General features: G+C 58.8%; 9 protein-coding genes. 8 read left to right on the top strand and 1 reads right to left on the bottom strand.

Features of this window, described 5'->3' with window-relative positions; genetic code table 11:
* Window positions 1-16: 16 nt before the first annotated feature.
* Window positions 17-2260, bottom strand: a complete 2244-nt coding sequence (locus tag QJ48_RS09630; RefSeq protein ID WP_054973411.1) for a helix-turn-helix domain-containing protein — start codon at window positions 2258-2260, stop codon at window positions 17-19.
* Window positions 2261-2552: 292 nt separating this feature from the next.
* Between QJ48_RS09630 and QJ48_RS09635 the strand changes: the two genes are divergently transcribed.
* From QJ48_RS09635 to QJ48_RS09670, 8 genes are all read left to right on the top strand, one after another.
* Window positions 2553-3479 (top strand): sugar ABC transporter permease, encoded by a 927-nt coding sequence (locus QJ48_RS09635; RefSeq protein ID WP_054973422.1) that lies wholly within the window; start codon window positions 2553-2555, stop codon window positions 3477-3479.
* Window positions 3480-3490: 11 nt separating this feature from the next.
* On the top strand, window positions 3491-4354 hold the full coding sequence (locus tag QJ48_RS09640) for a carbohydrate ABC transporter permease (protein WP_054973412.1): 864 nt from the start codon (window positions 3491-3493) through the stop codon (window positions 4352-4354).
* An 88-nt stretch (window positions 4355-4442) separates the two neighbouring features.
* The gene (locus tag QJ48_RS09645; protein ID WP_054973413.1) at window positions 4443-5984 is read left to right on the top strand and encodes an extracellular solute-binding protein; all 1542 of its coding nucleotides are present in this window, start codon (window positions 4443-4445) and stop codon (window positions 5982-5984) included.
* Window positions 5985-6012: 28 nt separating this feature from the next.
* Window positions 6013-7038 (top strand): Gfo/Idh/MocA family protein, encoded by a 1026-nt coding sequence (locus QJ48_RS09650; protein WP_054973414.1) that lies wholly within the window; start codon window positions 6013-6015, stop codon window positions 7036-7038.
* A gap of 57 nt (window positions 7039-7095) precedes the next feature.
* Complete coding sequence (locus QJ48_RS09655; protein ID WP_054973415.1) at window positions 7096-10125, top strand: DNRLRE domain-containing protein; 3030 nt, start codon at window positions 7096-7098, stop codon at window positions 10123-10125.
* 64 nt (window positions 10126-10189) lie between these two features.
* Window positions 10190-11152, top strand: a complete 963-nt coding sequence (locus QJ48_RS09660) for a Gfo/Idh/MocA family protein (protein WP_054973416.1) — start codon at window positions 10190-10192, stop codon at window positions 11150-11152.
* Window positions 11149-12039, top strand: a complete 891-nt coding sequence (locus tag QJ48_RS09665; RefSeq protein ID WP_054973417.1) for a sugar phosphate isomerase/epimerase — start codon at window positions 11149-11151, stop codon at window positions 12037-12039. Before QJ48_RS09660 ends, QJ48_RS09665 begins: the two co-directional genes overlap by 4 nt.
* 164 nt (window positions 12040-12203) lie before the next feature.
* Window positions 12204-12683 carry a DUF3221 domain-containing protein gene (locus QJ48_RS09670; RefSeq protein WP_054973418.1) on the top strand — a complete coding sequence of 160 codons (480 nt, stop codon included), beginning with the start codon at window positions 12204-12206 and terminating at the stop codon, window positions 12681-12683.
* Window positions 12684-12703: the final 20 nt, after the last annotated feature.

Genomic DNA, 12703 nt, shown 5'->3' on the forward strand with positions numbered 1-12703 from the left:
TTTCGGCCCGCACGGCTTACGCTCCGCTCTGCTTCTTGCGGTATTCTCCCGGCGTCATGCCGGAGTAGCGCTTGAACATGCGGATGAACGAATTAACGTTCTGGTAGCCGAGCCGCAGCGCAATATCCTGGATTTTGAACTCGAGATCGAGCAGCAGCTCTTGCGCGTGGCGGATGCGCACATGGTGCAGGTAATCGCTGAAATTCATGCCAGTCTTCTCCTTGAAATACGTCGATACATATCCCCGGGAGAGATTCAGCTTGTCCGCAATCAGATCGAGCGAGACGTCCTCGCTCAAATGCTCCTCCGTATACCGTTTCACGAACTCGATCACCGGGTCTTTGTTCTCGCTGGAGGCGGCGATCGCCCCGGCCGCTTGGCCGAGCAGGCGCTCCAGCAGCGACTGCGCCTCCGCGTACGTGAAGCACTGCTCGATGTCCGCGAGCAGCTCCCGCTCGGCCGGCATCGCCTGCGGCGGCAGCCCCGCCGCTTCGACGGCCTTCAGCGTCAACCCCGTGGTCTGCTGCAGAAACCGCTGCAGCTCCGGGACTGTCGCTTCACGGACGCGCAGCGCTTCAAGCTGCTGCAGGATCCACTGGCGCAGCGGCTCGAAGCTCCCGGAGCGCACCTTCGTCTGCAGCTCCTGCTCCTGCATCGCCGTCAGCCGGTACGGCGGACGAACCGCCGATTGGCGGATGATCTGCGCCTCCTCCAGCGGCTGGCGCTCTCCTGCAAGCATCAGCGCCCGCTCGTAAGCGGCGGCGAACTCCGAGGCCGGAAGGGAGGGCCCGCTGACAGCAATCGTAAAGTGGCACCAATCCTTGTCGTAGTCGAACACTTCCTTCAAGCCGGCCAGGCAGTCGTCTGCGACCGGCTGCCCGTGCTCGCTGAACACCAGCGTCAAGATTTGATCCTTGTCGATCTGGAACGTCAGCGCATCCGGATGAGAGCGCTTTACATAAGACTCGATATATTCCCGGATGAAGTAGGTTGCCCGCTCGCGTTCGAGACTCGTCTCCTCCATAAACCGCGGCAAGAAACGGAGCTGGAACAAGATCAGCGTGAACGGCTTTTGAATAAACGACGTATCGTTCAAATCCGGATGCTTCGTATGAATCTGCTTCAGCTTGTCGGTAAACGCATAATAACGCAGCAGCGAATTTTTGTCCGACAGGTCCCGGTGCATCCTGCCGATCTGCTCGCCGATCAGCTCGAATTCGCGGATACGGAAATCGGCAGACGCCCCCGGATCGTTGTATTGATGGACCGTGCGGAGCAGCCGCTGAACCGGATAGTTCAGACGTACGCTGAACAGCACCGACGTGACGACGCTGATCCCTATTGTGACGGCGAGCAGCGAGATTAGAATCAGATTGAGCCGCAGCAGCTCGGACGAGATGCTTTCGGTCGGCACCATCGTGACATAGCGGAACCCGGTATGCTTTCCTTTTTGCTGGAACAAGTAATGATCTCCCAGCTTCGTCTCGCTCGCGTCTTCCGTAAACGCAGGCAGCTCGGTCGCGGCCGTGTCCGGATCGGAGGCGTAAATCAGCTTCTGCTGCTCGTCCAGAATGAAGAACGGATTGTCCAGCGAATAATGGAGCGTCCGCGCCATCTTGTCGCCGTCCAGAAAGACGAGAAAGAGCACGTCGCGGTACAGCGCGTTTTTGACCGAGACCGGAATGAGCCGCCCAAGCCCCTGCTCCAGATTCATATATTTCTGCGAAAATACGGCCGCCGGATGAATGCGGTAAAAATACGGCTCTGCGAACTGTCCCCTCCAATAATCGGGCGGGTAGGCGGGCGACCGATAAAACTTGCCGAACATGTCCTCCACGCGGCTCGTCCCTTCTTTTTCCAGCACGAAGTCTCCATTTTTGAAATAAAACACGATATTTTCATAAAACATGAGCGGATTGGCCATCAGCGCCTTAATTTCCGCGTGCACGTTGACCGTCTTCTCGTATCCTGCCGTTTGCGGCAGCTGGCGGAGCACGTTCAGATTGGCGGTCAGCTCGTTATTCTGGTTCAGGCTGAGCAGCATATCGATCGTCAGCTTGAAATGCGTCTCGTAGCTTTCCATCGTATGTCTCATATTCAGGCTGTTGTATTTGACGATTTCGTCGTGGATTTTGCCCTTGAGATAAAGAAACGACCCGAAGTTGAAGGCGGCCAGCAGCAGGATGATAGCAAGAAAACTGACAAGCAGCCGGGCAAACAAGGAATTCGTCCTCCACTTCTCCGGCCAGGCGATGCGCATGGATGGCCCTCCTTTTTCGTGCTGCGAAACTATGTCTCAATTATAAAGGCTCGGATGATCTGATCCCAATACTCATTTTTTCAGATTCGTATGCATCCTGTCACATTTCCGAACAAAAGTCGATCTCCCGGCAATCTGGAGGATTTCGCGGCGGTCGGCCGCTTTGCTATGCTAACGCTGACACCGGAGCTCAGGCAGGGCAAGCCGGCAAATTACCGAGACAGAGGGGATGGGTATGGGACTGGAGGATGCGGAGACGATGGGAATGAAGCTGGCGGCCCGTCAACCGGCAATGTATACGAATAAAAAACTAGGCAGCCGGGTCATCCGGACGTGGCACCGGACCAAATATTTATGGCTGCTGTTTTTACCGTGCTTGATTTATTTTCTGGTGTTCCGCTACGCTCCGATGTTCGGGCTGATCATCACATTTCAAAATTACAACGTGTTCAAAGGCATTTGGGCGAGCGAATGGGTCGGCTTCAAATATTACGAGATGTTTTTGAGCAACCCCGATTTTTTCAAGCTGCTGCGCAATACGTTTTTGCTCGGGCTGTATAAGCTGGTGTTCGGGTTTCCGGCGCCGATTATTCTCGCTCTCATGCTGCACGAGCTGAAAAATGCCGTGTTCAAACGATTCGTGCAGACCGTCAGCTATTTGCCGCACTTCATCTCGAACGTCATCGTAGCCAGCATGGTCATTATGTTCCTGTCGCCGACAGGCGGCGTGATCAACCATTGGATTCGCGGGCTCGGCTTCGAGCCGGTCAACTTCATGATGGAGCCCGGCATGTTCCGCTCGATCTACGTGCTGTCGGAAATTTGGCAGCATATCGGGTGGGAGACGATCATCTATCTCGCCGCGCTGACCTCGGTGGACCCGGGACTGTATGAGGCCGCCGGCATCGACGGAGCGGGACGCTGGAGCAAAATGTGGCACGTCACGCTGCCCGGCATCGCGCCGGCGATTGTAATCGTATTCATTCTGAACGTGGGGAAAGTGCTGGAGATCGGCTTTGAGAAAGTGTTTCTGATGTACAATCCCGCGGTGTACGAGACAGCGGACATTATCGGCACTTATGTATACCGGGTCGGGCTCGTGCAAGGCAACTTCAGCTACGCCTCGGCCATCGATCTGTTCATGGGGGTCATCAGCTTGATCTTCATCTGCTCGGCGAATTACATCAGCCGCAAAATCAGCGAGCACAGCTTATGGTAGGAGGGGGAAGCATGCGCAGGTGGAGCTGGTTCGACGCGGTCAATATCGTTCTGCTGCTCGGGGTGGCGGCGGCCACGCTGTATCCGTTCGTGTACATGGCGGCCGTATCGCTGAGCAAGGACATTTACGTCATGAAAAACGAAGTGTTCCTCTGGCCCAAAGGGTTCAACCTCAACATGTACGAGGTCGTCTTCCGCGACAAGCAGATTTGGAGCGCGTACGGTAATACGATTTTGTACGTGACCTTGGGAACGGCCGTATCGCTCGTTGTCACGTCCATGGGCGCTTACGCGCTATCCCGCAAAGATATGGTGTTCCAGCGGGGCTTTACGCTCATGATCGTGTTCACGATGTTTTTCAGCGGCGGGATGATTCCGACGTTTCTCGTCGTCCGCGAGCTCGGGCTCGTCGATACGATCTGGGCGATGGTGCTGCCGGGGGCGGTCAACACGTGGAACCTGATCATCATGCGGACGTTTTTCAGCGGCATGCCGAAGGAGCTTGAGGAGTCGGGCCGGATGGACGGCCTGACCGATATCGGCGTCTTCGTGCGGATCGTGCTGCCGCTGTCCAAGGCGGTGTTCGCGACCATCGGCTTGTTCTACGCGGTGGCGTTGTGGAACAATTTTTACTTGCCGCTGCTGTACCTGCGCCAGCCCGACTTGTTCCCGCTGCAGGTGCTGCTGCGCAACCTGATTCTTGCGGGGGCGGTCAATTCCGGCGAAGTGACCAGCATTGGAGGTGATAACCTGATCGTCGAGGATTCGCTCAAATTCGCCACTATCATGGTATCGACCGTGCCGATCCTGCTCATCTATCCGTTCATTCAGAAGTATTTCGTCAAAGGCGTTATGATCGGAGCGGTAAAAGGGTAACAGGCACCGTGCGGCGAATGGTAAGGCCAAGGAAGGTTGGATAGCACGGCTGACATTACAGGCACACAGAAGGGGAGGAAGCTTTTCCATGAAAAAAAGTGCGCTTCTCACGCTCGCTGCGCTCCTTGCGGCCACGGCCGCCGGCTGCAGCGGCCAGGAACCGGGCAAACCGCCGTCGGCGGATGCCGAAGGGGGCCAACAGCCGCCCGGGAAAAAAACGTTCACCGCGCTGCTGGACAATAACGCGACGTTCCCATACAGCAAGGACTGGCCGATCTGGAAGATGATCGAAGAGAAAACGGGCGCCCGCCTGGAGGTGCAGCTGCCCTCCGGCAAATTGAGCGATTCGCTCAGCCTGGTCGTTGCCTCCGGCAATATGCCCGACCTGCTCTACATGCCGAACCGGAAGAAGGAATCGAACAAATACGGCCAGCAGGGCGCGCTTGTCAACATTTTGGATCATCTGGACGTCATGCCGAACCTCAAGAAATGGATGGAGAAATATCCGGAGGAGGTGAAGGCGGCCGTGGCGGCGGACGGGAAAATGTACATGTTCCCGAACCAAGGCTTCGGGGAAACGAACCGGATGATCTGGATGTACCGGGAGGACGTGTTCAAGAAGCACAATTTGACGCCGCCGAAAACGTACGACGAGCTGTATACGGTGCTCAAGAAGCTGAAGGAAGCGTATCCGGACAGCTACCCGCTGTCGTTCCGGTTCGGGCAAATTCCCGACGAGATGATGGCGCATTTTACGACCAATTTCCAGACCGGCGAAGACGTCTATTACGATTTCGACGCCAAAGCGTGGAAATACGGCCCGACCGAAGACAACTACAGGAAGCTGCTCGAAACGTTCCATAAATTCAACAAGGAAGCCCTGATCCAGCCTGATTTTCTGACCGTGCAGACGAAGCAGTGGCAGGACATGATGTCGACGAACAAGTCGTTTATTACGATCGACTACATCAGCCGGATCGACTTCTTCAACAACGCGATGCGCAAGGAGAACCCGCAGTACAACCTGCAGTTTATGGCTCCGCCGGCGGGGATGGCGGGCGGCAAGCAGTACAACCCGTACATGCATTTTCTGGAAGGCGGTCTGACCGTATCGTCCAACTCCAAGAAAGTGAAGGATGTCATGAAGTACATGGATTTCTTCTACAGCGAAGAAGGGCGCACGCTGGCCAGCTGGGGGAAAGAAGGCGAAACGTATGTGACGGAAGGCGGCAAGAAGAAGTTCAAGCCGGAATTCACCGACCTGACCGAAATGCGCAAGAAGACGGGGCTCGCCACGAGCGGCACGTACACGTGGATCGATTTTGACTCGCATCTGTCGCTGTTTACCCCCGATCTGCAAAAAGCGTATCAGGAGGCGCGGCAGTACGATCCTCCGGCGATGCAGCCGAGACCGGCCTTCACGGAGAAAGAGCTGGAAACGCTGTCCGTGACCGGGGAAGCCGTGAAGAAATACCGTGAGGAGAGCTTCGCCAAGTTTGTGACCGGCTCCCGGAATTTGGCCGAGTGGGATAAGTACGTGCAGGAGCTGAACGGGCTTGGGACGCAAAAGCTGGTCGATCTGTACAAGCAAGCGTACCAGCGGCTCGATGCGGCTGCGCCCAAAAAATAATTCGGTTTAAACGATGGAGGAGAATCCGATGAAACGTAATATTCGATTTGCTTTGGTGGGCACGGGCGTTATCGCCGTGAATCACGCGAAAGCGATTGCCGCGCATCCCGAAGCGGAGCTTGTCGCGATCGCCGAGAAGGACGCCGACCGCGGCAGGGCGTTCGCCGTCGAGCACGGCATCGGGCAAGTGTTCGGCGATTACGAGCGGATGCTGAAGCAGGACGACATCGACGTCATCTGCGTCTGCGTGCCGAGCGGGCTGCACGGCGACGTGACGATTGCGTCCGCGCAGGCGGGCAAGCACGTCCTCTGCGAGAAGCCGCTCGAAATCCGGCGGGAGAAGATGGACGAGATGATCGCGGCCTGCCGCAAGTACGGCGTCAAGCTGGGAACCGTCTTCCAGAAGCGGACGACGCAGCAGGCGGCGATCGTCGGGCGCGCGATCCGCGAAGGCAAGCTCGGCAAGCTGGTGCTCGGCGACGTGTACATGAAATATTACCGCAGCCCCGAATATTACCGCAGCGCGGATTGGCGGGGCACTTGGGCGGTCGACGGCGGCGGCGCGCTGATGAACCAGGGCGTGCATGGCATCGACCTGCTGCTCTCGCTGATGGGCGACGTCGAATCCGTATTCGCTTACGCCGCTCCGCTGGTGCGCGATATCGAAGTAGAGGATACGGCGGTCGCCACGGTCAAATATAAAAACGGCGCGTTTGGCGTCATTCAAGGCACAACGTCCGTCTATCCGGGCACGGAGATGCGGGCGGAAATTCATGGCGAGCTGGGCTCGATCGTATTTGCCGACAGCGGGTTTAAAGTATGGAAATTCACCGGAAGCGACGAGGAAGCGCCGCAGACGGCTGGCCAAGCGGAGGGCAGCAGCGATCCACGGGCGATTTCCGGCGACGGCCACTATATTCTCGTGGATGACATGATCGGCGCGATCCGGGAAGACCGCGATCCGCTCATTCCGGGCGAGGAGGGCCGCAAGGCGGTCGACCTGATCCTGGCGATCTATGAATCTGCGCGCACAAGGCAGGAAGTAAAGCTGTAGCTTTTCGTTTCTTTTGTTTCGGGAAGGCCACTTCACGTATAGGAGCTGGTGATCGGGATGTGGAAACGTCGTATTCGCTTGCATTTTGCGGCTTGGCTGCTGCTCTCGGGGCTATGGTCCGTCTTCGGTGCGCCGGGGGCCGTTCCCCGGGCGCTTGCGGCAGCGGCCGTCACCATCGACTCGCCTGCTGACGGCACGCCGGTCGGCTCGGGGACGATACGGATTTCGGGAACGTATCGGGACGTGTACGATCTTGTTCTGTTGATTGACGGGAAAAGGCAGGCCGAGGTCCGCAAGGAAGATCCGGACGGGGACGACAGCGGCAGCTGGTATTACGATCTGGATACGTCGGCGTTTAACGGTCCGGTTCGGATCATCGCCAAAGGACTGGATGTGACGACGCGCTACGGGGTTTGGAGTCAGACGCTAACGCTGCAAGCGAGCAATCCCGCCCGGGCCGCTCCGGTTGTCCGGATCGTCAATCCGCAGGAAGGGCAGCCGCTGACGGGAATGGTGCCGGTCCAAATAGCGGTGGATTCTCCAAACACAGTGCAGCGCGTCTATGTCCGCATGAATGGCGGACCGTGGGAGGCGGCGGTTCGCAATGGGGACCATTATCAATATTTATGGCAGACGCAGGGCATCAGCGACCGGACGAGCAGCATCGAGGCCAAAGCGGTGGACGACCGCGGCAATACGGGCTTCAGCATGACGACTTATGCACAGGTGGGCGCAGGGACGCACGAGCCGCTCACGGTGGAAAAGCAGGACCGCGCGATGTGGATCTGGGAGCCGGCTTCGTACAATCTGCTGCTGAATCCGGGCTCGCGCACCGTGCTCGACGCGATGGCGAAGGATACGGCGACGTTCGGCTCCGATCCGGTAACCGTATTTTATTTCGCCGTAGGCTCTTATGGCGGGATCGATATTCTGGAGGATAACCGGGAGGCGGTGCGCGATTTTCTGACTTGGGCACATGCCCGGGGGTATCAGGTGTTCGCCTGCATCGCAGGGGGCACGTCGCCGCCGTATATGGGCGCTTACGCCGAGTACCATCCGCTGGCTCTTCGTGAGTTGGAGAAAATCATCAACTATAACATCGCTTCCCCGGCAGGCGCGCGCTTCGATGGCGTGAACGTCGACATCGAGCCGTACATCTCGCCGGATTTCAAAGCGCAGTACCCTTCGCTTCAGAAGCAGTATTTGGACTTGTCGCAAAAGATGGCGGACCGGCGCAATGCCGCAGGAATCGATCTGCCGATCGGCCCGGCCATACCGAAGTGGTACGACTCATCGAACGAGTCCAGGAACATCGAATGGAACGGCGCAACGAAATGGCTGTCCGAGCATATTCAGGACATTTCCGATTATATCTCGAGCATGGATTACCGCGATACGGCCGACGGGACGGCAGGCATCATTGCGGGCGCAGAAGGCGAAATCGCCTATGCCGCGACAATCGGCAAGCCGAACTCCGTCGTGATCGGCGTCGAGACGCTGGATATCGTCAATAGCGGCGATCCGGAGACGATCACGTTCCGCGAGGAAGGCCGGACAGCGATGGAAGCCGAACTCGATAAAGTATATGCGGCGTTCGGAAGCAAGCCGGGCTTCGGCGGCATCGCGATGCACCATTACGATTCGCTGCGGGCTTTGCCGTCGCACTGGGGACCGGGGGCCGTATTCTGGCAGCCGCCGGCCGATACGGAGCCGCCGACCGCCGTCTCCCGCAATCCTGTGGCGACCGCAACGGATTACAGCACCGTTCAACTGTCCTACGGGATGGCGTTCGATAATACAGAGGTGGACAAATACACCATTTACCGCAGCACGCAGCCGGGTTTTACGGCCGGAGCAGCGACGGCGGTCGGCACCGCAAGAAGCTTGTCCTTCAAGGATACCGGGCTGCTGCCGAATACGACGTACTATTATAAAGTCGCGGCTATGGATGTCCGGGGCAACGTCGGCCCGGCTTCCGCGGAGACGCAGGCGACGACCGGAACGACGGCGCTTAAGCCGATGATCGTCTCGGGGCTGCAGGTCATACGTAGCGGGAGCGGCGCCAGCGCAGCGCAGCAAGTCGTCGACAAGGCGACGGGGCAGCCCGTGACGGCGGAGGTGTACGGACGCTTCACGTATGCCGCCGGCAAGTATACGGGTGGCCCGGCGTCCGGCGGCGCCATCACGCTTGCTTCCGAATCGCTGCCGCCGGGCGCGCAGGTTGGGTTCGAGCCGCGCCGCATCACGGCAGCCGGCTACTACTGGGCGCAGGCGTACGATGCGCCGCATACGGCGGCGCTGTACCCGCGGATCCGCCTGCAGGCGCTAAGCCTCAGCGCGGGCACGCTGGAGCCGTCTTTTGCGCCGGACCGGCTCCAGTATACCGCCTCGGTATCAGCCGATACGTACCGCCTTGCCGTGACGGCCCGCCCGGAGGCGGCGAACGCCGCCGTATTCGTGAACGGAGCGCTTGTGACTCCGGGGGTTCCCGCTGAGGTTGCTTTACAGCCGGGCGCGAATCGCATCACGGTCCGGACCGCCGGACCTGACGGAACGACGGACAGCTATGCGATAACGGTCAACCGCGCCGCAACCGGCGGCAACATGCTACGTCCGGTTGCCGACGCTTACGTCTTTGAGAACGCTCCGACCGAAAATTACGGGTCCGCCGAGCTGCTGGACATCCTCGATGCCCCACGGGCGGTTGGGGGAGGCGACAAGCTGGCGCTGATGAAATTCAATTTTGGGGCTTATCCCGAGCCTGTGCGTTCCGCCAAGCTGTACGTATACGTTCATGCGGCTCCCGACGCCGTCGTGCCGTTAAACGTACAAGGGCTGGATTCAGATGGATGGAGCGAGGAGACGGTGAATTGGAACAATCGTCCGGGCGGTACGGCGGTAAGCATCGGTACGCTGTCCGTTTCGCAAAGCGGCTGGTATGGCATCGATGTTACCCCATTCCTTCAGAGCCAGACGGACGGGCTTGCGACATTCCGTTTGACGGACTCCAATACGAAAAACTTATTGGTGCAGGTTCACTCGAAAGAACACGCGGAGCATCAGCCGTACATGGTTATCAATCCTTAATCCATATCGCGCAAGGCTCCGACTTTTATGTACAGGCAAGCTCAAGAACAGGAGGCAATGGCAAATGAGCTCTATACTTCGCATCGGCATGATCGGCTTGGATACGTCGCATGCCGTCGATTTTACCGAACTGCTGAACGATCCGAATCATCAGCATCACGTTCCGGGAGCCCGGGTAACGGTGGCGTTTCCGGGCGGCTCGCCCGATTTCGAGCTGAGCGCCGGCCGGGTCGAAGGCTTCACGGAGACGCTGCGGAGCAAGCACGGCGTGGAGATCGTGGATACGCCGGAAGCGGTCGCGGAGCGCTGCGATGCGATTCTGCTCGAATCCGTGGACGGACGGGTGCATTTGGAGCAGTTTCGCCGTATTGCGCCTTACGGCAAGCCCGTGTTTATCGACAAGCCGTTAGCGGTCAGCTCGCGGGATGCTGAAGAAATCGCGCGTGTTGCCGAGCAGCACGGCGTCGAGGTCATGAGCTGCTCCGCTGTCCGCTTCGCGCAAACGTTGACGGAGGCGGTCGCTTCGGAGGAGGGCGGCGCCATCATCGGCGCGGACTGCTACGGTCCGATGGACCTGCAGCCGACACAGCCGGGGCTGTTTTGGTATGGCGTGCACACGGCCGACATGCTGTACGCCGCCATGGGGACGGGCTGCATCCGGGTCCAGGCGCATACGAACGATGACGACGATCTCATCGTCGGCACCTGGGCGGACGGCCGCATCGGCACGATCCGCGGGAACCGCCGGGGCAACCGGAGGTTCGGCGTGTGGGTACACCGCCAGAAAAAGACACTGTATGCTGACGTCTACGCGTCCGACAAACCGTACTATGCGCTCCTGCTCGAAAGCATCGTCCGCTGGTTTGCCGGCGGCCGCCCGGCGATCGATCTGCGCGAGACGCTGGAGGTCGTGCGCTTCATGGAAGCCGCCAACGAAAGCCGTGTCACGGGACAGCCGGTATCGCTGGGCGGCTCCCCGGCAGTCGGTCAGGCGGCCGCTGCCCGGGAAGGGGGCACCTCATCATGACATGGCCGTTTCGGCTGGCCGTGCTGACCGACGAGGTGTCGCAGGATATCGAGGCGGTGATCCACTTTTGTCGCGACTATAAGCTGGAAGCGGTCGAGCTGCGCTCCGTCAACGATCAGCCGCTCTACAAGCTATCGGACGAGCGGATTGACGCCCTTGCAGCACGGCTGCAAGAGGCGGGGCTGACCGTATGCGGCCTGTCTTCGCCGGTGTTCAAATGCGAGCTGGACGACGAGGTGCAAATTGAGGAGCATATCCGCATTCTGAAACGGTATGCGGACCTGGCCCGCCGCTTCGGCTGCCGTTACGTCCGGGGCTTCAGCTTCTGGGCGCAAGGCCCGTCCGATGAAGCACTCCCACGTATCGCGGAGCGGCTCCGCGGAGTCGCCGGGATGATGGAATCGGCGGGACTCGTCTACGCGCTCGAATTCGATCCCGCCGTCTATGCGACGAACGGCGCCAAAGAGCGGCGGCCGCTGGGTGCGGTGGCTTCCCCGCACCTTCGGGCGCTGTATGACCCGGGGAACGACTTATGGGACCCGGACGGCGAAGTGCCTTATCCGGACGGCTACGAGCATTTGCGCGGGCAGATCTGCCATATTCATTTGAAGGATGCGGTGCGTACGGCGGACGGCGTGCAAGGCGTTGCGATCGGGGAGGGCGAAGTGGATTACCGGGCGCTGCTGCGGCGCCTGCTGGCAGACGGCTACGACGGCTACCTGGTTGTCGAGACGCATTACCGGTTGCGTTCGCAGCTTACGGAGGAGCAGCTCAAGCGTCCTTCAGGCAGCGCCTTCTCGGAAGGCGGAGAAGAAGCGTCGCGGGAGTGCATGGACAGCTTGCTCCGCTTAATGGAGAGCATTCGAGTGGAAACGGGGCAGGGTTAAGCGGCCTAAATAAGAGTTATAGTCAGAGACATCGGGCTACCGGTGTCTCTTTCGTCTTTTCACTTTTCTTCCGGTCGGGAAGCGATTCCCGGCAACATGCGCCAAGGAAAAAGCGTTCATAAGGATAAGCAGTGACACTCATGGTTGAATGGGGAGGGAATCGAATGAGTAAAATTTTGGCAGGGCTGGCGTTCTTTATTGTTATTTCCGGTACGGCATTGTTCGTAGACGGGAAAATAGGGATTCAGGAGCAGCCGGACCACTCGGACCGGATTGATATTCGCGGCACAGTTACGTCTGTGGCCAAAGCTCCGCATGCGGCATCGTCCGCTTCCGGCACTCCGGACCCGAATGCTTCAGTATCGAGCAAGGAGGCGGTCCCGGCAAAACCGAGCCCCGAAGGAAAGATCATTTCCATTATGGTTGAAGGTCCCAAAACAGAAAACGTACCTTATGACAAGGCATCGGTATCCTTGCGTGAGCATACAAAACTATATAAAAAGCAGGGCGCGGAGCTTGTCCGCGCAGCCGTCGAAGAGCTGAAGGTCGGTTCGGAAGTGGAGATTGCCTTCGACGGTCCGGTTGCGGAATCCTATCCCGTTCAGGCTGTGGCGGGGAAGCGTGTGATCCTGAATAAGCAATAAATACGTCACGAGTCCGGCCT

The sequence above is a fragment of the Paenibacillus sp. A3 genome (genome assembly GCF_001399685.1).
Classification (GTDB): domain Bacteria; phylum Bacillota; class Bacilli; order Paenibacillales; family NBRC-103111; genus Paenibacillus_G.

What these genes read in the sequence shown, in the direction of transcription:
- QJ48_RS09655 (WP_054973415.1), top strand. Translation starts at nt 7,096, where the DNA reads ATGTGGAAACGTCGTATTCGCTTGCATTTTGCGGCTTGGCTGCTGCTC.
- QJ48_RS09630 (WP_054973411.1), bottom strand. Translation starts at nt 2,260, where the DNA reads ATGCGCATCGCCTGGCCGGAGAAGTGGAGGACGAATTCCTTGTTTGCC.
- QJ48_RS09660 (WP_054973416.1), top strand. Translation starts at nt 10,190, where the DNA reads ATGAGCTCTATACTTCGCATCGGCATGATCGGCTTGGATACGTCGCAT.
- QJ48_RS09650 (WP_054973414.1), top strand. Translation starts at nt 6,013, where the DNA reads ATGAAACGTAATATTCGATTTGCTTTGGTGGGCACGGGCGTTATCGCC.
- QJ48_RS09665 (WP_054973417.1), top strand. Translation starts at nt 11,149, where the DNA reads ATGACATGGCCGTTTCGGCTGGCCGTGCTGACCGACGAGGTGTCGCAG.
- QJ48_RS09670 (WP_054973418.1), top strand. Translation starts at nt 12,204, where the DNA reads ATGAGTAAAATTTTGGCAGGGCTGGCGTTCTTTATTGTTATTTCCGGT.
- QJ48_RS09635 (WP_054973422.1), top strand. Translation starts at nt 2,553, where the DNA reads ATGTATACGAATAAAAAACTAGGCAGCCGGGTCATCCGGACGTGGCAC.
- QJ48_RS09640 (WP_054973412.1), top strand. Translation starts at nt 3,491, where the DNA reads ATGCGCAGGTGGAGCTGGTTCGACGCGGTCAATATCGTTCTGCTGCTC.
- QJ48_RS09645 (WP_054973413.1), top strand. Translation starts at nt 4,443, where the DNA reads ATGAAAAAAAGTGCGCTTCTCACGCTCGCTGCGCTCCTTGCGGCCACG.